The sequence below is a fragment of the Lachnotalea sp. AF33-28 genome (assembly GCF_003477885.1).
GTDB lineage: Bacteria > Bacillota > Clostridia > Lachnospirales > Lachnospiraceae > AF33-28.
In genome coordinates, this window is the sequence record NZ_QUEE01000008.1 from 20464 (window position 1) to 43029 (window position 22566).

A 22566-nucleotide genomic window follows, 5' to 3' on the forward strand; every position below is an offset into this window, starting at 1 on the left:
AACGTTGTTATTTCAATTGTAACGAAAGCCTCTCCATGTTTCTTCCAGAGAATGAAGAGAATTTATGCAATATTGACCATAATAAAGGTAACAGTTCAGACGGCGGGAAAAATAGTGCAAAAGCAGGCGTTGAGCTTGCTCATAAGACTGTTTTTGCACTATTTTTCCCGCCGTCTGAACTGTTACTAATAAAGACAATGATCCCTTAGAGGGAGAAAATCTCCGACGTGCCTTCCGTATCCAGGGAGAGGATGGAATTATAATCCCGGGCCTGTGCGTGCTCCTTTTTCCACTGTGAAGGAGAGGCGGAAAATAGCTGGCGGAAAGTGCGGTTAAAGCTGGAGAGAGTAGCAAATCCGCAGTTTTTGGCGATTTCTCCGACGGGAGCATGATCGGTAAGAAGCTGCCGGCAGGCGGCGTGTATACGCGTGTGATTGATGTATTCCAGCGGGCCGGTTCCCATCACCGCGTGAAAAAGTCTGCGGAAATGCGTGGGGCTGATATGGCACATTTCAGCAAGAGCAGGTATATCCAGCTTGTCTCCATAGCAGGAGGAGATATGCTGGATAGCCGGAAAGACCGTCAGAACTTTATGAGAGGAATGCATTTCCTCCAAAGTGAGCGCAGGTGCCAGACGTAAGAACTGCACCAGAAAGACGAGCAGATCTCCACGGATCAGGTCCCGGTATCTGACCTGCTTTTCGTGAAATTCTCGGAAACACGAGTGAATCGAATCCGCCAGAAGAGGATTGCTTAAGGAGGCAATCACCGGACAAAAAGACTCTGACATCGCAAACAGCCTGGAATCCTCAGTCAGTTCCGCCGCATAATGGCCGGGAAAGAGCCGACCCGGATCAAAATAGAAGAATTCCCACCGGCTCTGCGTTCCTTTTTCGCTTTGCAGCGTGTGCGCCGTATATCCGGGCAGTATGAGCAGATCGCCCTCATGATAGGGAAAAGAACCCAGGAAGGTGTGCACGGTTCCCGAGCCGGTGTTGCAGCGGCCGATTTCCATGCAGTTATGGAAATGATAAACGGCAGGCGCCTCCTCCGTGACGGTCCAGTTGCTCCCAATAAAAGCGATTACCGGAAATTCAATAGGCAGATTGTAGTGACGGTATTGCAGCGCGTTCATACACTCGCACCTCCTTAACCAAATTGAAATTTTCAACTCCCCTGCAAATGGAAAACTGTTACTGCAAACCCTTAATCACCTTCCACTCATCTTCTAAAATAGCCATTAAAATATCATCTGCATATTCATCACCGTCCATTACGGAGTCCCTTAAAATTCCCTCTCTTTTAAAACCGGCTTTTAAATATACTTTTTCTGCCCGCGGATTAAATGAATATACATCTAATTCCAAACGATGTAACTTTAATTCCTCAAATGCAAAATCACGAGTAACCTCAGTTGCCCAAGTGCCAATTCCGTAACCTCGTTCTGTCGAATGAAAAATTCCTATGCGAAAATTCGCGCATCGTAAATCCCAGTCTATTTCAGTTATTACACTTTCGCCTATAATTCTACCATCGAAAGATATAATCAAAAAGAAGTATCGGTTATCATCCTCAAGAGATTTAAAAAAAAAAGAGTTCACTTCTTCTTTGGTAAATACTTCTTTACAACCGGTTAACCGTGCTGCTTCCTTATCAAGAGGACAGTAATTTTGTTCGTAATAATTATTCATATCTTCCGCTTGTGCTAATCGTATGGTAAATCCATCTTTTTTCCAACTAGGATTTTTATTCATTATAAATTCCTCCACAAATTTTTTCAGACTGTAAACAGTGAATGCTTCAGGTCCTTTTTCTGCACGGAACGTTTGGCATTGCGCCACTGCCTTGGAGTCCGGTGATACTGTTCCAGAAATGAACGGTTAAAATTAGACACGGATGCGAAGCCGGATTCCAGAGAGATATCCAGAATGCTTTTTTCCGTGCTGTACAGCAGATCGCAGGCATGCTGCAGCCGCACCATGCGAAGATAGGATGCGGGTGTCTGCCGAAACAGCGTTTGAAAGCTGCGGCTGAAGGCAGAAGGCGTCATGCCGCACATCTGTGCCAGATCCCGAACTAAAATCCGGCCCGCGTAATTCTGGCCGATGTACTGAATGGCTGGAAAAAGGGAGGAGCGCCGGTAATACCCGGTGGTATCCTCCTGTGATCCCGGCGAAAGGATGCGTCCCATCTGTATCAGAAACATCTGCAGAAGTCCGCGCACGGCATAGGTATAACCGGAGGATGCGTTCTTTGCTTCGGTCAGCACATTTTGCAGGATCGACCAGATTTCAGGGCAGTCGCCGCCATGAAATATATTTTCATAATCCATATATTTATACCATAGCATTTCCGGAGGAAACTGTTCCGGATACAGCTCCTTTAATAGCAGCTCGGGTATGAAATACAGATATTCACAGTCTGCGCCCTCACCGCAGCCCGCTTCCTGCTGCGTGATGTGCATGGCGTAAGGCGGAATGATACACAGATCACCGGCCTGAAAGGTCATGCGCCGCTGCTCTACATAGAGCGTCTGGCTGCCGCTTCGGCAGATGCCGATCTCCATACAGTTGTGAAAATGCAGGAAAGACAGAGTGGGTGAGGGCTTGGGAAAGGTAAACTGCCCGTCAAGCAGCGCAATAAACGGAAAGGATTCGTCAAAACGGTATTCACGAAATTCAAGTTCCACGGGAACCCCCTGATAAAGAAACATAGACTGCCTCCAAAACATTTGATGCATTTCATCCATGAAATATAGTTTAACACCGATGGACGAAAGGAGCAAGCAGAGGATGTTCGTTTTTGCATAATTTTATAGGACTTTTTAGGAAGAAATAAAGCGGCAGGCCGGGGTATAATTATAACAGTTTCAGGAGAGCCGGGCTCTCTTTCTAAGGAGCAGGAGGAGGCGGTAAAAAACTGTGGATAAGAAAGAAAATCTGCTTAAGGCGCTGAACGGCCAGCCCCACGACCATATACCGGTCAGCTTTTGGCAGCATCTTCTGCCAGAGGACCTGCATGGCATTCGGTGCGTGGACAGCCATGTGGAGTTCTATCGACGGACGGATTTGGATTTTATAAAGATCATGCACGACGGTCTGACGGCGCCTGTCACGCTGCGGCCATCCGGCCTTGAGGAGCTGCTGGCGTACAGGCCCGGCAGAGAGAGTAATCCCTATAACAGCGAATACCTAAAACGCGCGGCGGCTGTCAATGACAGGCTGGCATCGGAGGTCTATACTTACTGTAATATATTTACCCCGATTACGCTCCTCCGCCGTGTCGGCGATAACAGGCTCCGCGCCTGGATCAGGCAGGATAAGCAGGCCGTAATCGATATTCTAAACCGCATGGGAGAGGATATCGCGTGGCTATCGGAGCAGATGGTGCGTCGGGCGGGCTGTCTGGGATGCTTTCTGGCGTTTCAGGGGGCGGAATCCCGCGAAGCTGCGGCAGGCTGTCCGGAGCCGGAGACTGCCGCAGGTTATGTCCTGTTTACGCCGGAGGAGTATGAGGAGATTGCCGGACCGTCCGATCAGATGGTGCTTGAGGCGGCCAATGAGGCGTCGGACTGCAATATACTTCATTTCTGCGGATGGAATCAGGTAAAAAACCATATGCAGGTATGGAAGGACTATCCGGGGCGCGTCCTCAACTGGGCCACCTGTGTGGAAGAGCTTACCCTGGAAGATGGCAGGGAATATTTCGGCGGCCGCATCGTGATGGGCGGCTTTGACAACCGCAGAGGCCGGCTGCTCTACAGCGCCGGCAGAGAAGCAGTGGAAGCGGAGACCAGGAGGCTGGTGGATGTCTACCGGGCCAGATATAAAACGAATGACGGGCTGATGATCGGCGCGGACTGTTCATTTTTGACTGATTTTGAAACGGAGAGATTCAACTGGGTCACAGAAGCGCTGAAAAAGTACGAACATTTGGGATGACAGCAAAGGAGGCTGTAAGCGATGGATCAGGTATTATTTGACAGAATAAGCCAGTGGATGGATGCGCATGCCGATGAGATGGCGCAGGATATCGTGAGGCTGGTGAGAATTCCCAGCGTATCCGATCCGGACTCCGACAGTAAACCGTTCGGACCGGGCTGCCGGGCCGCGCTGGAAGAGATGCTTAAAATCGGTGAGGAGTACGGATTTAAGACAAAAAATTATGAGAACTATGTGGGAGCGCTCTGGCTGGAAGACGGTCCCATGGAGAATACCATCGGGATGTGGAACCATCTGGACGTAGTGCCGGTGGGAGACAACTGGGAATATCCCCCCTTTGAAGGTGTGATCAAAGACGGATATATCATTGGCAGAGGTGCACAGGATAATAAGGGGCCAGCGGTGGGCATGCTCTATCTCATGCGCTGTTTAAAGGAGCTGAACATACCGATGAAGCACCGTCTCTGTCTGTTCGTGGGCTGCGATGAGGAGCGGGGGATGTCAGATCTGGAATATTACTGCGCGCATTACGATACGCCGGCCATGTCCATGATTGCCGACAGCGGATTCCCCGTCTGCTATGGAGAAAAAGGCATCCTGGAAGGCAGGATGGTTTCACTGAAACCCTTAAGCAGGGATGTGGTGGAGCTTACAGGCGGCACTGCTGGCAATATCATACCGGACAAGGCTGTGATCGTGCTAAAGGGAGAAGGCTCTGCCCAGAGAGCGAAAGCGCTGCCGGAAGGATTTGAGGTACATACAGAGGACGGTCTGACCACGATAACTGCTCACGGGATATCGGCCCACAGCGCCTTCCCGGAAGGAAGCCTGAATGCGATACAGCGTCTCATAACTGGGCTGCTGTCAGAAAAGGTTTTAAGCGAAGAGGACAGCCGTATCCTGCAGGCGTTTGCAGAGGCGAATCAGGACTATTACGGCGGGGCCATTGGAATATCCTATGAAGATGAGGTATCCGGAAAGCTGACCTGTGCGGGGACCGTGCTCGGCCTGAAGGAAGGATATGTGCAGCTTACCTTTAATATCCGCTATCCCGTTACGGACAGTGAAGAGCAGATTGAGGCAGGGCTTAAACTGTTCTGCGGCAGCCGCGGATGCCGGTGGGAACGTACCGGGGGAAGCGGCCCGAGCTATTTTCCGAAGGAACATCCGGCCGTGGAGCTGTTGACGGGAGTTTATAATGAAATCATGGGATTGGAGACGAAGCCCTTTGTGATGGGCGGCGGGACCTATGCGAGAAAGCTGCCCAGTGCATTCGCATATGGCGTGGGCGGCATGCCAAAGACGGAAGAAGAGAAGAACTGCCGTCTGTTTCAGCCGCAGCACGGAAGCGCCCACCAGCCCGATGAGGGATTGAACATTGCTTCGTTAGTGAGGGCATTAAAAATATACACCATGGGCATGGCTGCGCTGAACGATACGGACATAAACTGGCGGGAACCTTAAGGATTCTGCCGGGGATGCAATATAAACAATGAAAGAGGAGAATATAAGAATGACGAAAAAAGAGAGAGTATTAAACGCGATGAACAATCTCCCGGTGGACCGTCCGCCGGTGGGCTTCTGGTACCATTTCCCGGTGGATATGGATCTGGACAAGGAATGTGTGGATGCCCATCTGGACTATTATCACAGATGTGACACGGATTTTATCAAGATTATGTGTGACGGATATTTTGACTATCCAAATCCGATCATTCCGGAGATCAAAGAGCCGAAGGACTGGTACAACATGAAGCCGCTGGGGGAGAACCATCCCTTCATCCGCGGTCAGGTGGACCGGGCAAAACAGATCGTGGAGCGCTTAAACGGAGAATGCTGTACATTTTACAATGTGTTCAATCCCATGTCCTATTTCCGCTTCGGCACATCGGAGGAACTGCTGATGAGCCACCTGAAACAGGATCCGGAAGCGGTTCTCTATGCGTTTTCCGTGATCGCCCAGGATGCGTCCCTGCTCTGCCGGCTTCTGATTGAGGAAGCAGGCTGCGACGGCATCTACTACTGTGTACAGAATGCCGAGAAGTTCCGCTTTACCTATGAGGAATACCGCAAATATGTGACGCCCGGCGATCTGGCAGTGCTGACAGCCGCCAATAAATACAGCGAAAACAACATACTGCACTGCTGCGGATGGGCCGGTGACAAAAACAGGATTGAGGTATGGCAGGACTATCCCGCCAAGGTGTTCAACTGGGCTGTATATGTGGAAGAGTTAAGCGTGAAGGAAGGCAAGAAATTCTTCGGCGGACGCTGTGTTCTGGGCGGCTTTGACAACCGGCCGGAGAGCGTGCTCTGCTCCGGCACCAGAGAGGAAGTGGAGGCTTTCACCAGAAAGTGGCTGGAAGAAAATAATGAAAACGGCATGATGATCGGTGCGGACTGCACGCTGCCCAGAGGAATTGATCTGGACCGCATCAGCTGGGTAGTGGAGACCGTTAAGAAATGCTGCGGCGATAAATAAACGGTCCCGCGGGTCCGTGGGGGTGCCCTGAAAACGGTAAAGTATGTGGCAATATAACGGAAACTACAGAATAATAAGAAAGCACGCTGATGCGTGGTCCTCAACCACAGGTTGGTGACATGAATAAGCGGAAGCACACTGAGGTGTGCGTAGGTCATCAACCTTCGGTTGGTGACATAAAAAGGAGGATTTAGAATGGCATACTGTGCAAAGGAAGACAGATATGAGACCATGCTCTATAACAGATGCGGGAAGAGCGGCTTAAAGCTGCCCGCCATGTCCCTGGGGCTGTGGCACAATTTCGGCTATGGCAGCTCTTATGAGACTGCGAGGGAGATTATCCTGGGAAGCTTTGATATGGGAATCACCCATTTTGATCTGGCCAACAACTACGGCCCGCCTGCCGGAAGTGCGGAGGAGGCCTTCGGCAAGATGCTGGCCAATGATCTGAAGTCTTACCGTGACGAGCTTGTAATCTCAACCAAGGCCGGATACGATATGTGGCCGGGCCCTTACGGCAACTTCGGTTCCAAGAAATATCTGGTGGCTTCTCTGGATCAGAGTCTCAAGCGCATGGGGCTGGATTACGTGGACATCTATTATCATCACCGTCCTGATCCGGAAACACCTATGTGGGAGACCATGGATGCTCTGGCAGGTCTGGTCCGCCAGGGAAAAGCGCTTTATGTGGGATTATCCAACTATAACCCCGCGCAGCTCAAAGAGGCCGCAGCTCTGCTCAAGGAGATGGGTGTGCCCTGCCTGATCCATCAGCATCGCTACTCCATGCTGCAGCAGGACAACGCTGCGCTGATTCCGGTGATCGAGGAAGCGGAAATGGGCTCCATCGCATTCTGTCCGCTGTCACAGGGTCTTTTGACCAACAAATACCTGCATGGAATCCCCGCGGATTCCCGTGCTGCAGGAAAGAGTGTCTTCTTAAATGAAAATGCGATTACTGAAGATCTGGTAAAGAAAGTTTCCGCTCTGAATGAGATCGCCGCAGAAAGAGGGCAGTCTCTGGCACAGATGGCTCTGGTGTGGGCCCTGAAGGCCGGCAGGCTGACATCCGTGCTGCTGGGAGCGAGCCGCATCAGCCAGGTGGAAGAGAATGTGAAGGCGCTTTCAAACAGGGAATTTACGGAAGATGAGCTGAAGCGTATCGATGAGATATTAAAATAGAGCCGGGAATGTACGATTTCGGCGGTACAAAGATAACAGGAAAGACGGACGGTCAGTGATATACTGGGTGTCCGTCTTTTGTGTGCGCACGGCGGACCGGATCTATTACGGCGGTACAGATGTTTCTGCATGAAGACAGGATCTACTATGTGAGACAGCAGAGGTGGGATGATATCAATCAGACTCCCCAGGGCAACCTTTGCGTGATGAATAAAGACGGCAGCAAGGTACAGGTCCTGATCCCGCGTGTGAAAAATTATTTTACCGTTCATGGGGATACTATTTATTATACGGATTGGGATGACCGTAACATATACAGGGCCGGCATAGATATATCTGATATATCTATATGACGGTTCCGGCGACGGAGTGAATAAGGCTGCCTATTCGATGTTTTTAGACGGTTATATGTATTTTACGGAAAGACCGGACGGGGAGGTATTCTACAGGAGGAATCTGCAGAGCAGTCTTTACGAAAAAAATGTGGCAGAAGACTGAGCTCTTTGCGAGCGGGCAGTCCGTATAATTGGCCTATAAAGAGCAGTGTGCGGACCGCCGGGGATACCGCGCACCCCGATTTTTTCATTTACATTTAGCTCATTTATGGTATAATGTCGATAGACATTATACCTGCGCCTGCTTGCTGACAGGATATAATGTCGGCAGGTTGGCAATCAGGCCAAAGAACAAAATTGCGAGGTAAGAGATGGACAAGGCAAAGAGAGTGCTGTTAAAGCTAAGCGGAGAAGCCCTCGCGGGTGAGAAAAAGACAGGATTTGACGAAGCGGTTTGTAAGAATGTGGCGCGCCAGGTGAAACAGGCAGTGGATGCGGGCATACAGGTAGGCGTGGTGATCGGGGGCGGCAATTTTTGGAGAGGCCGTTCCAGCAACGCGATTGACCGGACAAAGGCCGATCAGATCGGCATGCTGGCCACGGTGATGAATGCGATTTATGTGTCGGAAATCTTCCGCAGCGAAGGGATGATGACAAACATACTGACGCCATTTGAATGCGGTTCCATGACGAAGCTGTATTCCAAAGACCGGGCTAATAAATATTTTGCAAAGGGCATGGTGGTCTTTTTTGCCGGGGGCACCGGGCATCCGTATTTCTCCACCGATACAGGCGTGGCATTAAGAGCCATCGAGATGGAGGCGGATATCATTTTGCTGGCCAAGGCGGTGGACGGCGTATATGACAGCGACCCCAAGCTGAATCCTGCGGCGAAGAAATACGATACCGTGAGCATACAGGAAGTCATCGACAAACAGCTGGGCGTGGTGGATCTGACCGCATCCATCATGTGTATGGAGAATAAGATGCCCATGGCTGTATTCGGACTGGACGGCGAAGACAGCATAGTAAGAGCGATGAAGGGTGATATCACCGGTACAATTGTAACGGTGGATTGATAGTGGCTGCAAACTATAAAGAATTGCGATAAAACGGAGGTAAATGTATGGATTTAAAATTATTCGAAGAGAAAATGGAAAAAAGTCTGAATGCGCTCTCCGCAGATCTGCTGACGATCCGCGCAGGACGAGCAAATCCCCATGTGCTTGATAAAATACGTGTGGATTATTACGGAAGCCCCACCCCCATACAGCAGGTGGCCAACATCTCAATACCCGAGGCGAGGATGATCGTGATCCAGCCTTGGGAGAGATCTCTGATTAAGGAAATCGAAAAAGCAATCCTGACTTCCGAGCTGGGCATCAATCCGTCCAATGACGGAAGCGTGATCCGCCTGACTTTTCCGGAACTGACGGAGGACCGCAGAAAAGAACTGGCAAAGGATGTTAAGAAAAAAGGCGAGAATGCGAAGGTTGCAATCCGCAATATCCGCCGGGATGCCAACGATGCCGTTAAAAAAGCTGAGAAATCCGGGGATATCTCAGAAGATGAGATGAAACAGGCAGAGGAGAAGATGCAGAAGACCACCGATAAGTATATTACGAAGGTGGACTCAGAGGTGGATGCGAAAATGAAGGAGATTATGACCGTTTAGGCATTATTATGGCTGCGGGTCATTCTGAAAGAGGGGACTGTCCCCCAAATTAGCGGTGCTAATTTCGGCGGACTGTCCCTGTTTTGTTCCACACGCAGTATAATAAAGAATCCCGCTCGCTTGTGCGATCCAAAGCAAAGCGCAGGGAGACCAATAGGAAAACAGTTGCAATTATCAAAGCAACAGGCAAAGGAGCAGGCGGATGGACGATAAGAAAGAACTGAAGATCCCAAAACATGTGGCGATCATACTGGACGGTAACGGCCGATGGGCGAAAAAGAGAGGTCTGCCCAGAAATATGGGACATGTGGAAGGCTGCAAGGTGGTGGAGCAGACCGTGGAGGATGCGGCGAGACTCGGCATCCGCTATCTGACGGTCTATGGGTTCTCCACAGAGAACTGGAAACGGCCGGAAGAAGAGGTCGGGGCGCTGATGCAGATGTTCCGTTATTATATGAAACGGCTGCTAAAGGTAGCCACCAAGAATAACGTGAGGGTGAAGGTAATCGGTGAGAGAAGCCGGTTTGACGCGGATATCATTGAAGGCCTAAATAAACTGGAATCACAGACCGGCATGAACACCGGGCTCACCTTTGTGATCGCGGTCAACTATGGCAGCCGGGATGAGATCATCCGGGCGCTTAAGCATATGATGCGCGACTGTAAAGACGGCAGGATTACACCGGAGCAGGTGGATGAGAGCCTGTTCTCCGAATACCTTGATACGAGGGGAATCCCGGATCCCGATCTGCTGATCCGCACCAGCGGGGAGCAGAGGCTGTCCAACTATCTGCTCTGGCAGTCGGCCTATACGGAATTTTACTTTACGGATATTTACTGGCCGGATTTTAATAAGGATGAGCTTATAAAGGCCATCGAATACTATAACAGCCGGGACCGGAGATTTGGCGGGTTAGGGCCGGATGAAAAGAGGTAACTGACTATGTTTAAGACGCGTTTAATCAGCGGAATCTGTCTGGTCATCATCGCGGTGGCCCTGATTGTGACCGGAGGAAATGTACTGCTTGCAGCGCTTGCAATAATCTCCCTGATCGGCATGTTTGAACTGTACCGGGTGGTGGGCATTGAGAAAAGCGCATTGGGAGCGGCCGGATTCCTGGCGGCGGTCCTTTATTATGTGATGCTGTATTTCAGACCGGAAACAGATGCCGTGCCGGCGGTATTTTTTATCGCTGTGCTTATGGTACTGCTTGCGGTCTATGTGCTGACGTTTCCGAAATACAGAGCGGAACAGGTGCTGACTGCTTTTTTCGGCCTCTTTTATGTGGCCGTGATGCTCTCTTATATCTACCGCACCAGAGTGATGGACGGCGGTTATCTGGTCTGGCTGATATTCTTAAGCTCCTGGGGCTGTGACACCTGTGCTTACTGCGTGGGCATACTGATCGGAAAGCACAAGATGGCGCCAAAGCTAAGCCCGAAGAAATCCATTGAAGGGAGTATCGGCGGCGTGGTCGGCGCGACCGTACTGGGAGCCGTATTCGGAGCCGTATTCGCGGCACAGATCAAACTGCCCAGCCCGGTGCTCGGATGTGCAGTCATCTGCTTTGTCGGAGCGTGGATCTCCCAGCTGGGCGATCTGGCGGCTTCCGCGATCAAGAGAAACCATGAAGTGAAGGATTACGGCAGGCTGATTCCCGGCCATGGCGGCATACTTGACCGCTTTGACAGTGTGATTTTTGTGGCGCCCGCCATCTATTTTACAGCGCTGTGCCTGTTGCAGGGTTTGCAGGTATGGGGGCTGTTTTTGTAGGAATCTCTAAATAATTAATAGTCAGGATAGAATAAGGACAGGGGAATCGTTAATACTCTGTAGAAGGTGACTAATGAAAAAAATAGCGATATTGGGATCTACCGGCTCAATCGGTACACAGACACTGGAGATTGTAGATGAAAATAACGATCTGTCGGTCACTGCTCTGGCGGCCGGCAGCAATATAGAACTGCTGGAAAAACAGATCCGAAAATACCGGCCGGCTCTTGCAGCGGTGTGGTCAGAAGAAAAGGCCAGGCAGCTGAAGGAACGCGTGGCCGATCTGCCGGTGGAGGTACTAAGCGGGATGGACGGTCTTCTGGCGGCCGCTTCGCAAGGCGATGCCGATATGGTGGTGACGGCGGTGGTCGGCATGATCGGCATCCGTCCTACGGTTGCGGCGATTAAGGCAGGCAGGGATATAGCATTGGCCAATAAGGAGACTTTGGTGACGGCAGGACATATCATCATGCCGCTGGCAAAAGAAAAAGGGGTGAAGATCCTGCCTGTGGACAGTGAGCACAGCGCGATCTTTCAGTCCCTGAAGGGTGAAAAAAAAGAAAAAATCAGCCGTATCCTGCTGACCGCATCGGGCGGCCCTTTCCGCGGAAGAAAAACAGAAGAGCTTAGATCAATCCGGGTGGAGGACGCGCTGAAGCATCCCAACTGGTCCATGGGACAGAAGATCACCGTAGATTCGGCCACCATGGTCAATAAAGGGCTGGAAGTCATTGAGGCCAGATGGCTGTTTGATGTAGAGTTCGATCAGATCGAGGTGGTGGTCCAGCCGCAGAGCGTGATTCATTCCATGGTTGAATTTGTGGACGGCGGCATCATTGCTCAGCTTGGGACGCCGGATATGAAGCTGCCCATACAGTATGCCCTATACGAGGCGGCGCGGCTTCCTCTTTCAGGAAGCCGGCTGGACTTTAAGACACTGAAGCAGATTTCTTTTGAAGCTCCGGATATGGAGACCTTCAGAGGATTGAAGCTGGCCTATGAGGCGGGCAGATGCGGCGGTACCATGCCGACTGTATTCAATGCGGCAAATGAATGGGCTGTCGGCCGCTTCCTTAAGAGAAAGATCGGATTTTTGGAAATTACGGATATCATTGATGCCTCCATGGCGGCACATGAGGTGACGGAGAATCCCTCGGTGGAACAGATACTGGAAACCGAAGCGAGCGTGTATGAATTTATTGAAAGCAGGTGGAATGTTTGAATTTTGTGAGTATTATATTAGCCATTATAGTGATCGGCGTGCTGATTCTGGTGCATGAATTCGGTCATTTCCTGCTGGCTAAGAAAAACGGGATCGGCGTCACGGAGTTCTCCGTGGGCATGGGCCCCAGGATCGTCAGCTTCGTGAGAGGCGAGACGCGTTACTCCTTAAAATGGATTCCCTTTGGCGGCTCCTGTATGATGATGGGCGAGGATGAGGATCTCCCCGATGAGAAATCCTTCAACAACAAGTCCGTCTGGGCCAGGATATCGGTGATTTTTGCAGGGCCTTTTTTCAATTTCCTGCTGGCATTTGTGCTGGCTCTGATTGTGCTTGGCAACGGAGGCGTCAATCCCGCCTATGTCTACGGGGTGGAGGAGGGCGGCGCGGCGGCGCAGGCCGGACTTAAGACCGGAGATGTGATTACGAAGATCAATAACCGCAATATCACGATCGGCCGGGATATCGAGCTCTATCTGGTGGAACATCCGTTAGACGGCAGCATGGTCACTGTGGAATTTGAACGGGACGGAGAAAAGCAGAGCATCACCTTTGACCCTAACCGCAAGGCTGTGCTGATGGGATTCCGCTACTATGCCACGGAGGATCCGGTAGTGCTTCCGGAGGTGACAAAGGGCCAGCCTTTTGAGGAGGCGGGAATCCGGGCGGGCGACACCATCACTGCGATTGACGGTACCCCCATCTCTTCCGGACTTCAGCTGCAGGAGTATATGCAGGAGCACGAGCTGAAAGAAGAGCCGGTTACGATTACGTATGAAAGAAACGGCAAGTCCTATGACACAGCGGTAACGCCGAAGTTTACGACCTATCAGGATCTGGGATTTTCCGCTTCCTATGGCAGGGTGAAATCAGGTCCTATTGAGGTAATTAAAAACAGTTTCTATGAAGTGGGATACTGGATACGCTATTCCTTCACCTCGCTGAAGATGCTGGTGACCGGCAGGGTTTCTTCCGAAGAGATATCCGGACCGGTGGGCATTGTGTCCATGGTAGATGATATGGTGGAGCAGAGCAAGCCGGACGGACTGTTCTATGTGTTTTTAAACCTGGCTAATTTTGCCATACTGCTCTCCGCTAACCTCGGCGTCTTAAACCTGCTGCCCCTTCCGGCGCTGGACGGCGGCCGCCTTTTATTCCTGCTGATCGAAGCGGTGCGCGGCAAGCCCATAGACCGGGAGAAGGAAGGCTATGTCCATATGGTGGGCATGGTTCTGCTGATGATACTGATGGTTCTTGTGCTGTTTAATGATATAGTAAAGCTATTTTGACAGGACGGCGGCGTATGCCGCTTTCCCTGTCTGCCGGTTTGAGTAAATCTGTGTACTCAGCCGGCCGTGAAGATGCGCCGCAGCGCGAAGGATGTTTTATAGATGACATTTCGGGAAAAAACGAAGGAAATACGCATCGGGGACAGGGTGATCGGCGGAGGAAATCCGATACTGATCCAGTCCATGACCAATACAAAGACCGAGGATGTGGAGTCCACCGTGCGCCAGATACATATGCTGGAGGAAGCCGGCTGTGAGATCATCCGCTGTGCCGTGCCCAACATGCAGGCAGCGGAAGCGCTCCGGGAGATTAAGAAAAGAATTCATATACCGCTGGTGGCGGATATCCATTTCGACTATCGCCTTGCGATTGCTGCCATTTCAAACGGCGCGGATAAGATCCGCATCAATCCCGGCAATATCGGAGCTGCGGAGCGGATCCGTGCGGTGGTGGAAAAGGCGAAGGAGCGGGAGATCCCGATCCGTGTAGGCGTCAACAGCGGTTCTCTGGAAAAACCGCTGCTGGAGAAATACGGCTGTGTGACGGCGGAAGCGATTGTGGAAAGCGCGCTGGACAAGGTGAGATGCATTGAGCAGCTGGGTTATGACAACCTTGTGATCAGCATTAAATCTTCCGATGTGCTTATGTGTGCCCGGGCGCATGAACTGATCGCGAAGGAAACGGATTATCCCCTGCACGTGGGAATTACGGAATCCGGTACGCTGTTTTCCGGAACGATTAAATCTTCCGTGGGGCTTGGCATCATCCTCTATCAGGGTATCGGTGATACAGTCAGGGTGTCCCTGACCGGAGATCCGGTGGAAGAGGTGAAAGCCGCAAAACGCATATTGAAAACGCTCAATCTTAGAAAAGGCGGCGTTGAGGTGGTGTCCTGTCCGACCTGCGGCCGCACGCAGATTGATCTGATCGGTCTGGCCGGTCAGGTGGAAACGCTGGTATCCGGCTATGACATGGATATCAAAGTCGCGGTGATGGGGTGCGTGGTAAACGGCCCCGGAGAAGCCAGGGAGGCGGATTTGGGCATTGCCGGCGGCATCGGGGAGGGACTGCTGATCCGCAAGGGCGAGATCATTCGTAAGGTGCCTGAGGACGGGCTGCTCGCCGCATTAAAGCAGGAGCTGGATGAACTGCAGAAAGCTTATTAAGGAGTGAACAGTTTTGGCGAAAAAATTTACTGAGGTCATTCCGAACCTTCAGGTGGCGGACGATATGAAAGAGCTGCTGGGTTTGGTGGATGTGGAGAAGATCGTGCCGTCTAAGGACAGGCGCGCCGTCCGCATCTATATTCACTGCCCGCGGCTGATACATAAGAAAAATATCTTTGTCCTGGAGGCCAATATAAAAAAACAGCTGTTTCCCACCAAGGATCTGCTGATTAAAATCATAGAAAAATACGAGCTGTCAGAACAGTATACGCCGGAAAAACTGCTGGATGTGTACCGCGACAGCATACTGCTGGAACTGAAAAACTACAGCATGTTAGAGTACAATATGTTCCGCAAGGCAAAGGTCGAGTTCCCGCAGGCGGATCTGATGACGGTCACAGTGGATGACGGCATGGTCAGCCATACCAAGGCGGATGATCTGAAGGGCGTGCTGGAAAAGATCTTCAACGAGCGTTTTGCCTTTGGCGTGGAGGTGCGCATCCTTTTCCGCCCGACTGCCGCCAGCAGCGTGGCGGAAGAAAATGAGCGCCTCATGCAGGCGGAGGCCGCCAAAATTGCAGAAGGCATAACCGCTAACAGCCAGGATACAGGCGCATCCGCGCCGGAGGAAAAGCCCGCCGATGCGCCTGCGCCGAAGAAACCGGAGTTTAATAAGAGCAAGGGCTATCAGAAGCAGGGCTATGACCGTCAGAAAAAATCCAGCAATCCGGATGTGCTCTACGGCCGGGATTTTGACGATCCGGTGACGCCGATGGATCAGATCGTGGGCGAGATGGGAGAAGTGGCAGTCCACGGAAAGATCATCACGTTTGAGAACCGGGAGCTGCGCACCGGTAATTTCATGGTGATCTTTGATGTGACCGATTACAGCGATACCATCACGGTTAAGATGTTTACGAAAAAAGAGCGCATCGATGAGGTGCTGGAGGCGGTCAAGATCGGTTCCAACATACTCATTAAGGGTGTGTCCAACATCGATAAATTTGACGGGGAGCTTGTGCTTTCCTCTGTTGCCGGCATTAAAAAGGCCGATGAGGTGGGCAAAAAGCGTATGGATCACAGCCTGAAAAAGCGGGTGGAGCTGCACTGCCATTCCAAGATGAGCGAGATGGATGCGGTGGCTTCGGTGCCGGATCTGTTAAAATGTGCCCAGAGCTGGGGGCATACGGCGCTGGCTCTGACGGACCACGGGGTCGTGCAGGGCTTTACCGACGCATTTCATACGGTGGGAAGCAAGGACCCTTTCAAGGTGATCTATGGCATGGAAGGCTATCTGGTGGACGATATGAAGGACATCGTTGTGCGCCCTAAGGAGCAGAGCCTGGATCAGACTTACGTGGTATTTGACCTGGAGACGACGGGGCTTAGCGCAACCCAGAACAGGATCATCGAAATCGGAGCGGTGAAGATCACGGGCGGAAAGATCACGGACCGTTTTTCCACCTTCGTAAATCCCGATGTGCCGATTCCGTTTGAGATAGAGAAGCTGACAGGAATCAGCGATTCCATGGTGCTGGAAGCGCCTTCCATCGAGCGAGTGCTGCCTGAATTCCTGGAATTTTCAAAGGATGCGGTCATGGTTGCCCATAACGCCTCATTTGATATAGGGTTTGTAACCCACAACGCCCAGAACCAGGGCTTTTCCTTCCTGCCTACGGTGGTGGATACCGTGGGGCTTGCCAGGGTGCTGCTTCCGACACTTAAAAAGTATAAGCTGGATACGGTGGCCAAGGCGCTGGATGTATCATTGGAAAACCATCACCGGGCGGTGGACGACGCGGAGTGCACGGCATACATTTTCTTAAAGTTTCTGGGAATGTTAAAAGAGCAGGAGATTTCGGACCTGTCACAGGTCAATGAGCTGGGCGTATTTACGCCGGATATGATCAAGCGTATGCCGACCTATCATATCATCCTGCTGGCCAAAAATGAGACCGGACGCGTAAATCTCTACCGGCTGGTATCGGAATCCCATATCACCTATTATGCCAGAAGGCCGCGTATTCCCAAAAGCCTGCTGCAGAAATACCGGGAAGGGCTGATCATCGGCTCCGCCTGTGAGTCCGGCGAGCTGTTCCAGGCAATTCTCTCCGGGGCGGACGATGCGGAGATTTCCAGGCTGGTCCGCTTTTACGATTATCTGGAGATACAGCCCATCGGCAACAACCGTTTCATGCTTAGGAGCGATAAATACTCCCCCAATAACGATGAGGATCTGATGGATTTAAACCGCAGGATCGTGCAGCTGGGAGAGCAGTTTTCAAAGCCGGTGGTGGCCACTTGCGACGTTCATTTCCTGAATCCGGAGGATTCGATCTACCGTACGATCATCATGGCCGGCAAGGGCTTCGACGACGCGGAGGACCAGGCGCCGCTGTTTCTTAGGACCACCGAGGAGATGCTTAGGGAATTTGAATATCTGGGCAGTGAGAAAGCCGAGGAGGTGGTGATCGAAAACACCAACCTGATTGCGGATATGTGTGAAAAGATCGATCCGGTACGGCCGGATAAATGCCCTCCGGTCATTCCGGATTCCGATAAGACGCTAAGGGAGATCTGCTATCAAACCGCTCACGGCCAGTACGGCGAGAACCTCCCCGAGATTGTTGTGAACCGTCTGGAGAGAGAATTAAACTCCATAATATCCAACGGGTTTGCCGTAATGTATATCATCGCCCAGAAGCTGGTGCATAAATCCAATGCAGACGGATATCTGGTGGGTTCCCGCGGATCGGTAGGATCTTCCTTTGTGGCGACGATGGCCGGAATCACGGAGGTGAACCCCCTGCCGCCCCATTATTTCTGTCCGCACTGCCATTTTTACGACTTTGATTCCGAAGAGGTCAAACAGTTTGAGGGCATGGCGGGCTGTGACATGCCGGATCGGGACTGCCCGGTCTGCGGGAAATCGCTGAAAAAGGACGGCTTTGACATCCCATTTGAAACTTTCCTGGGATTTAAGGGCAACAAGGAGCCGGATATCGACCTGAACTTTTCCGGCGAGTACCAGAGCAAGGCCCACGACTACACCGAGGTCATCTTCGGCAAGGGTTATACCTTCCGCGCGGGCACCATCGGCACACTGGCGGATAAGACCGCATACGGCTATGTGAAGAATTTCTACGAAGAGCGGGGCCAGAGAAAGCGAAAATGTGAGATCAACCGGATTGTCCAGGGCTGCGTGGGTGTTAAGAGAACCACGGGTCAGCATCCGGGCGGTATCATCGTAATGCCCCACGGCGAAGAGATCTATTCCTTTACGCCGATTCAGAGGCCGGCCAACGATATGACCACGAAGACTGTGACGACACATTTCGATTACCACTCCATTGACCATAACCTGTTAAAGCTCGATATTCTCGGCCATGATGATCCGACCATGATCCGCATGTTGGAGGATCTGACCGGCATCAACGCCAGGGAGATACCGCTGGACAGCAAGGAAGTGATGAGCCTTTTTTACAGCACGGATGCGCTGGGCATCAAGCCGTCGGATATAGGCGGCTGTCCGCTGGGCGCGCTGGGCGTGCCGGAGTTCGGCACCGATTTCGCCATGCAGATGCTTCTTGATACCAAGCCGAAGTATTTTTCGGATCTGGTCCGCATCGCCGGCCTGGCCCACGGTACCGATGTGTGGCTGGGCAATGCCCAGGATCTGATCCTAAGCGGCACCGCCACGATTCAGACCGCGATCTGTACCCGTGACGACATCATGATCTATCTGATCTACCGCGGGTTGGATTCCGAGCTCTCTTTTACCATCATGGAGGGTGTGCGTAAGGGCAAGGGGTTAAAACCGGAGTGGGAGGAGGAGATGCGAAAGCACGATGTGCCGGACTGGTATATCGAATCCTGTAAGAAGATCAAGTACATGTTTCCCAAGGCCCATGCAGCGGCCTATGTTATGATGGCGTGGCGTATCGCTTACTGCAAGATCTTTTATCCGCTGGCCTATTACGCGTCTTTCTTTAGCATCCGCGCTTCCGGTTTTTCGTATGAACTGATGTGCCAGGGCAGGGATGTGCTGGAGCGCCACCTGGAGAACTACAAGAGAAATCAGGATAAGCTGACGGCGAAAGAGCAGGACACCTTAAGGGATATGAGAATTGTCCAGGAGATGTATGCGAGGGGCTTTGAGTTTGAGCCCATCGATATCTATCAGGCGGATGCCGGACGCTTTAAGATTGTAAATAACAAAATCATGCCCTCCTTAAACAGCATCGACGGCATGGGCGACAAGGCTGCGGAGGCTGTGGTGGAAGAGGCGAAGAAGGGAAAATTCCTCTCCAAAGAGGACTTCTGGCAGCGCACCAAGGTCAGCAAAACAACCATCGACGTGATGGGCGGGCTGGGGCTGTTCGGAGATCTGCCGAATACCAACCAGATGTCACTGTTTGATCTGGCTTTCGACTAGTATAAGAAACGGAGGTTTTCATGGCACTGAACAAGGCGATGCAGGCAGCTCTTAAGGCGTTGTCCTATCCGGATATACAGATGAAGAAGAATTACAAGGCGGTGCGCCAGGTGATCAACCTGGCACATCCGCCCTATTTGAGACCCTTTTATAAGACCTGGGATCATAAGGTGGAGCTGTCCGGACGGGAGATTCCGGTGCGGATTTTTTCGCCCAAACAGGAACTTGAGCATCCTCCTGTGCTGCTCTTTTTCCATGGCGGAGGATGGGTGACCGGCAATATTGACAGCTATAATAATGTCTGCACCAGGCTGGCAGCCCTGACCGGACAGCTGGTGGTGTCGGTGGATTACAGGCTGGCGCCGGAGCACCGGTTTCCGGAAGGGCTTATGGACTGCTACCAGGTGGCGAAAGAGGTTTATCTAAATCCGGAAGAGCTCTTCGGTGTGGAGCCGGAGCAGATTACGCTGATCGGTGACAGCGCCGGCGGCAATCTGGCGGCTGCCGTATCCCTGATGGCCCAGGAGCGCCGTGAATTTCTCCCGGACAGGCAGATACTGATCTACCCGGCCGTTTATAATGACTATTCGGAGAACTCACCGTTTCCGTCCGTACAGGAAAACGGGACGGACTATCTGCTGACCAGCAAAACTATGCGGGACTATATGGAACTGTACCAGAGCGGCCCGGAGGATCTGCTAAATCCCTATTTTGCGCCGTATCTGGCAAAGGATTTAAGCGGGCAGCCGAGAACCATGGTGATTACGGCGGAGTATGACCCGCTGCGTGACGAGGGTGAAGCCTATGCGGACCGGCTGGCTAAAGCCGGCAGTGAGGTCCTGCTTTACAGAATTCCCGATGTGCTGCACGGCTTTTTCTCCCTGTCTCCGCGTTTTCCGGCAGTAGGCCTGTGCTATGAGCTGATCCGGGCGTTCAGCCGGTCGGAGGACATGCCTTCACCCCAGCAGATCAGCAGTGAAAATTAGACAGAAACAGATCAGCTGTGAAAGCTTAAACAGCTGTTTGGAACAGAAAGGTTCTGATAGCATGAAACGTAAGCATTTCCGCCAATGGAATCCATTGGACAATGCTGCAAAAATATTTCCGGTGACCAGCAGCAAGGCGGATGCGAAGGTCTTCCGTTTTGCCTGCGGTCTGACGGAAGACATTGATGAAGCCGCTCTGACGCAGGCTCTCGATAAGACGCTGGAACGTTTCCCGGTCTTTCTTAGCGTGATGAAAAAGGGCCTGTTCTGGTATTATCTCGAACATACGGACAAGAGGCCGGCGGTGGCAGAAGAACAGATCCAGCTTCTAAGTCCTCTCTACGATGAAAACGTGAAAAATCTGCTGTTTCGGGTTTCTTACTATAAAAAGCGCATCAACCTGGAGGTATTTCACGCGCTGACAGACGGTACAGGCGCCATGTTTTTCCTGCAGGTTCTGGTATACCATTATTTGCTGACGGTTCACCCGGAGCTCAATGAACGTGAAGTCGTGATGGCGCTGGATGCCTCTGCGGCGCAGATGCAGGATGACAGCTTTGATCGTTACTATGAGAAAAAGTCCATGTCAGGCCCTAAGAGCAGGAGACAGAGGATGAGGTACGGCGCCTATCAGCTGTCCGGGACCAGATACAGTGAGCACCGCATGAGGGTGATCGAGGGCTGCGCCCCGGTAAAACCTTTGCTTACGGAGGCCAGAAAGAGGGGAATTACGCTGACCACGCTGCTGGCGGCGGTGATGCTGCGCTCAATCTATCAGATTATGCCGGCCCGCCAGAGAAAGAAGCCTGTGACGCTGGATATCCCTGTGAACCTGCGCAATTATTTCCCTTCCGCATCCGCGAGAAATTTCTTTGGGGTGGTTCAGGTAGGCTATGATTTTAACAGCATGCCGGATGATCTGGAGAGCGTTACCGCTTATGTGGATCAGGTGCTGAAGGAGGAGCTGACGCCGAACCGTCTGGAGATCCGCATGCATAAGCTGGGAGCTTTGGAGCACAATCCGTTCGCGAGAATCGCGCCTCTGGTGCTGAAGGATTTCTTTATGAAAATCGGATATAGGGTTGCGGCGGCCGGTCTGACCGCATCGCTGTCCAATGTGGGCCGGGTGGTCATGCCGGAAGCCCTCTGCCCGTATATCGAAGAATTTGATGTATTCTGCAGCTGCGAGAAGGTTCAGATGTGCATGTGCTCCTTTAACGGAGTGCTGCGGATGAGTTTTTCCGGTCCCTTTGTGGATTCTGATCTGGAAAAGAATTTTTTCAGAGCGCTGGTGGAACTGGGAATTCCGGTGACCGTCACATCCAACCGTTTTCCGGAGGAACTGGAAGGGGGAGAGTAAATGAAGTACTGCAACAGCTGTAAAGTCAATGTGACCGGCGGCCAGCCCCGCTGTCCTCTCTGTCAGGCCGACCTGGTGGAACTGGATGATAAGACGGAGGAGGAAGAGGTATTTCCTGTGATTCCGACCATATACCGGCAGCACCATATGCTGTTTAAAACACTGGTTTTTGTCACGGTGGTCTGTGTGGTGGTTTCCCTCGCGGTCAACTGGATGCTGCCGGAGAGCGGCGGCTGGTCTCTGATTGTCCTGGGGGCGGCCGTGTGCCTGTGGCTGACGCTCTGGATTGCAATCCAGAAGCGCAAGAATATACTCAAGCATATCCTGTGGCAGCTGTTTCTGGTCTCAGTGCTGTCCATCCTCTGGGACTATTTCACAGGCTGGCACGGCTGGTCGCTGGATTTTGTGGTGCCGGGCATCTGTCTGGTAGCCATGCTTTCCATGACCATCGTGAGCAGGGTCATGAAGGTCTGTGTGGAAGAATATTTGATTTATTCGGTTCTGGGCTGCCTGTTTGGCATAGTGCCGCTGATTTTTCTGCTTACAGGACTTGTTAATTACGTTTACCTGCCGCTGATCTGTGTGGCCGCCAGCATCATCTTTTTGGCAGCGATTGTAATCTATCAGGGGGAAAATATAGCGGCGGATTTAAAACGGCGGCTTCATCTTTAAGAAGCCTGGCAATAAAAAGTGCAGTTGGATACTGAAACCCTGTATT

General features: G+C 51.9%; 19 protein-coding genes. 16 read left to right on the top strand and 3 right to left on the bottom strand.

Translation table 11 applies throughout. The features are described 5' to 3' along the window. Nucleotides 1–205 precede the first annotated feature (205 nt). Genes DWZ56_RS12200 through DWZ56_RS12210 form a run of 3 tightly spaced genes read right to left on the bottom strand, consistent with a single transcriptional unit; the run spans nt 206 to nt 2713 of the window. Nucleotides 206–1135: an AraC family transcriptional regulator gene (locus DWZ56_RS12200; protein WP_118556923.1), complete on the bottom strand. Its 930-nt coding sequence runs from the start codon at nt 1133–1135 to the stop codon at nt 206–208. Nucleotides 1136–1193: 58 nt separating this feature from the next. After that, a complete protein-coding gene (locus DWZ56_RS12205; RefSeq protein ID WP_118556924.1) occupies nt 1194–1754 on the bottom strand; it encodes a GNAT family N-acetyltransferase in 561 nt (186 codons plus the stop codon). Between the two features lie 23 nt (nt 1755–1777). Then, nucleotides 1778–2713, bottom strand: a complete 936-nt coding sequence (locus tag DWZ56_RS12210) for an AraC family transcriptional regulator (protein ID WP_158584563.1) — start codon at nt 2711–2713, stop codon at nt 1778–1780. Nucleotides 2714–2921: 208 nt separating this feature from the next. Here DWZ56_RS12210 and DWZ56_RS12215 point away from each other — a divergent pair, with 208 nt between their 5' ends. The 16 genes from DWZ56_RS12215 to DWZ56_RS12290 all read left to right on the top strand — a co-directional run bounded on the left by DWZ56_RS12215 (nt 2922) and on the right by DWZ56_RS12290 (nt 22520). Further along, entirely contained in the window at nt 2922–3941 is a 1020-nt protein-coding gene (locus DWZ56_RS12215; RefSeq protein ID WP_118556926.1) for a uroporphyrinogen decarboxylase family protein, read from the top strand. Between the two features lie 21 nt (nt 3942–3962). Further along, entirely contained in the window at nt 3963–5405 is a 1443-nt protein-coding gene (locus tag DWZ56_RS12220; protein WP_118556927.1) for a Sapep family Mn(2+)-dependent dipeptidase, read from the top strand. 49 nt (nt 5406–5454) lie between these two features. Then, nucleotides 5455–6423 carry a uroporphyrinogen decarboxylase family protein gene (locus tag DWZ56_RS12225; RefSeq protein WP_118556928.1) on the top strand — a complete coding sequence of 323 codons (969 nt, stop codon included), beginning with the start codon at nt 5455–5457 and terminating at the stop codon, nt 6421–6423. A gap of 195 nt (nt 6424–6618) precedes the next feature. Further along, nucleotides 6619–7605: an aldo/keto reductase gene (locus tag DWZ56_RS12230; protein ID WP_118556929.1), complete on the top strand. Its 987-nt coding sequence runs from the start codon at nt 6619–6621 to the stop codon at nt 7603–7605. 119 nt (nt 7606–7724) lie between these two features. Then, the gene (locus DWZ56_RS12235; protein WP_118556930.1) at nt 7725–7958 is read left to right on the top strand and encodes a DUF5050 domain-containing protein; all 234 of its coding nucleotides are present in this window, start codon (nt 7725–7727) and stop codon (nt 7956–7958) included. A 353-nt stretch (nt 7959–8311) separates the two neighbouring features. Then, nucleotides 8312–9019, top strand: a complete 708-nt coding sequence (pyrH, locus tag DWZ56_RS12240; protein WP_118556931.1) for a UMP kinase — start codon at nt 8312–8314, stop codon at nt 9017–9019. A 47-nt stretch (nt 9020–9066) separates the two neighbouring features. Then, the gene (frr, locus tag DWZ56_RS12245) at nt 9067–9615 is read left to right on the top strand and encodes a ribosome recycling factor (RefSeq protein ID WP_118556932.1); all 549 of its coding nucleotides are present in this window, start codon (nt 9067–9069) and stop codon (nt 9613–9615) included. Between the two features lie 202 nt (nt 9616–9817). Then, entirely contained in the window at nt 9818–10552 is a 735-nt protein-coding gene (locus DWZ56_RS12250) for an isoprenyl transferase (RefSeq protein ID WP_118556933.1), read from the top strand. Nucleotides 10553–10558: 6 nt separating this feature from the next. Beyond that, a complete protein-coding gene (locus tag DWZ56_RS12255) occupies nt 10559–11389 on the top strand; it encodes a phosphatidate cytidylyltransferase (protein ID WP_118556934.1) in 831 nt (276 codons plus the stop codon). A 73-nt stretch (nt 11390–11462) separates the two neighbouring features. Continuing rightward, entirely contained in the window at nt 11463–12611 is a 1149-nt protein-coding gene (gene dxr, locus DWZ56_RS12260; RefSeq protein WP_118556935.1) for a 1-deoxy-D-xylulose-5-phosphate reductoisomerase, read from the top strand. 5 nt (nt 12612–12616) lie between these two features. Then, nucleotides 12617–13900, top strand: a complete 1284-nt coding sequence (gene rseP / locus DWZ56_RS12265) for an RIP metalloprotease RseP (RefSeq protein ID WP_118557111.1) — start codon at nt 12617–12619, stop codon at nt 13898–13900. A 102-nt stretch (nt 13901–14002) separates the two neighbouring features. Beyond that, nucleotides 14003–15067, top strand: coding sequence for a flavodoxin-dependent (E)-4-hydroxy-3-methylbut-2-enyl-diphosphate synthase (ispG, locus tag DWZ56_RS12270; RefSeq protein WP_118556936.1), 1065 nt, complete (start codon nt 14003–14005; stop codon nt 15065–15067). Between the two features lie 13 nt (nt 15068–15080). Next, nucleotides 15081–19502, top strand: coding sequence for a PolC-type DNA polymerase III (locus tag DWZ56_RS12275; protein ID WP_118556937.1), 4422 nt, complete (start codon nt 15081–15083; stop codon nt 19500–19502). A gap of 20 nt (nt 19503–19522) precedes the next feature. After that, the gene (locus DWZ56_RS12280) at nt 19523–20488 is read left to right on the top strand and encodes an alpha/beta hydrolase (RefSeq protein WP_118556938.1); all 966 of its coding nucleotides are present in this window, start codon (nt 19523–19525) and stop codon (nt 20486–20488) included. Then, nucleotides 20478–21848, top strand: a complete 1371-nt coding sequence (locus DWZ56_RS12285; RefSeq protein ID WP_118556939.1) for a hypothetical protein — start codon at nt 20478–20480, stop codon at nt 21846–21848. The genes DWZ56_RS12280 and DWZ56_RS12285 overlap by 11 nt, the downstream gene beginning before the upstream one ends. Beyond that, on the top strand, nt 21849–22520 hold the full coding sequence (locus tag DWZ56_RS12290) for a DUF6320 domain-containing protein (RefSeq protein WP_118556940.1): 672 nt from the start codon (nt 21849–21851) through the stop codon (nt 22518–22520). Nucleotides 22521–22566 lie beyond the last annotated feature (46 nt).